The 1,256-nt window shown below is 52.4% G+C and carries 1 protein-coding gene; it reads left to right on the top strand.

The features are described 5' to 3' along the window. Positions 1-1,104, top strand: a 1,104-nt coding sequence (locus tag AC1DUO_RS25135; RefSeq protein ID WP_477989405.1) for a GGDEF domain-containing protein, incomplete at its 5' end; no start/stop codon positions are given. Positions 1,105-1,256: the final 152 nt, after the last annotated feature.

Raw genomic sequence — 1,256 nt, 5'->3', positions numbered from 1 at the left:
AAGCGGAATGAAACCACGCCGGACCGCGAATTTTCCGTTCCCGGTAAGAATCAGGTTTTCTTTGTACGTATCAAAGCCGCCTGTGATACGCAGAATCAGCTTAATGGCCTTTCCGTCGCGATGACCGACATTACCAGCCTCAAACGTATGGAAAGAGCACTGCGTGAAAGCCAGGAGCATTACCGCAATATGGTTGAGCTGAACCCGCAAATCCCGTGGACAGCCGATCCGCGCGGTCTGCTCAACGACGTCAGCTCGCGCTTCCAGCGGATTACCGGCATGACGCGACAGGATATTCTGGCAGATAAGTGGATCCAGAGTATGCATGTGGAAGACCGTCGTGCTGCCGTACAAACCTGGGAACATTGCCTGAAGACCGGCGCCCCCCTGGATATTGAAGTTCGTTTCTGCCACGTAGACCGCGGCTGGAACTGGATGCGCATTCGTGCCGCAGCGAGCTATGCCGCTGACGGCTCCATTCAGCGCTGGTATGGCACCGCCGAAGATGTGCATGAACGTAAGTTGCTGGAACTGAAACTGGTCAAAGCTAACCGCCGTCTGGAAATTCAGGCGCGCACGGACTCGCTGACCAAATTGCCGAACCGCCGTGAATTTAAAAAAGTGCTCAGCCATGAATACATGCGTGCCAAGCGTAACCGCACGCCGCTGACCGTGGTGATGATCGACATCGATTACTTCAAACATTTTAACGATCACTACGGCCATCTTTCCGGTGACGCCTGTCTGCGTCTGGTCGCCCGTACATTACGAAAATCACTCAAACGCAGCACCGATGTCGTGACACGTTTTGGCGGCGAAGAATTTGCCGCGATTCTGCCGGATACGGATTTGAAAGGGGCGTGGATTGTGGCGCAGCATATTATGGAATCCATTGAAGTGCTGGGCATCAAACACAGCTTCAGTGAATTTAATCGCGTCACCATCAGCCAGGGGATTGCGACCTATATGCCAGATCAGGATCCGGACATTGAGGATCAGTCGGATATTGTGAGTGCCGCTGATGAAGCGCTGTACCTCTCAAAAAACAACGGTCGCAATCAGATTAATGCCATGCCCGTCTCGGTAAGATTCAATAAACTTTAATCCTCTGTACAGTCAGTCGTGCGCTATCTGCCGCGCGGCTGGTTCACCTTCCCCTCCTCTTTTTTTTGCCTGTTTTATGCAGCAGTAAAATTCAGGTGGCACTTTTTGTGCTGTCGTCTATCCTCATATAAGGGCGGCCAACTGGTCATACC

Source organism: Rahnella sp. P4_A8, assembly GCF_056402435.1.
This window is presented reverse-complemented; position numbering and strand designations above follow the sequence as displayed.